The following is a 290-nucleotide window of genomic DNA, read 5'->3' as shown; positions in this document are numbered from 1 at the left end:
CTTTTACATCCTTAATACCCGCAATCACTGCGTTTAATTGCTCAAAATGAGCCGAAGTAGTATTTGCAATTACCTTTGCTAAAGTAGTTTTACCTGTTCCTGGTGGTCCGTAAAAAATCATTGGTGTGAGACGGTCTGCTTCAATGGCACGACGAAGTAAAGTGCCTTCTCCAATAATCTCTTCTTGTCCAATGACCTCATCTATCGTACGTGGGCGCATTCTAGCTGCTAATGGTCCTTTTGGTGTTTCTTTATTAGAACTGTTACTTAAATCAAACAAATCCACATTT

General features: G+C 39.7%; 1 protein-coding gene. It reads right to left on the bottom strand.

Going from position 1 to position 290, the window contains the following annotated elements:
* Positions 1-290 (bottom strand): AAA family ATPase (locus tag AOA60_RS23560; protein ID WP_218240773.1); only part of this gene is annotated, 290 nt, incomplete at both ends.

Origin of the sequence: Pseudomonas sp. 2822-17, from assembly GCF_002742485.1 — a bacterium.
GTDB classification, from domain to species: domain Bacteria; phylum Pseudomonadota; class Gammaproteobacteria; order Pseudomonadales; family Pseudomonadaceae; genus Aquipseudomonas; species Aquipseudomonas cyclaminis.
Note: the sequence above shows the minus strand (reverse complement) of the source record. Positions and strands in the feature narration are given on the sequence as shown.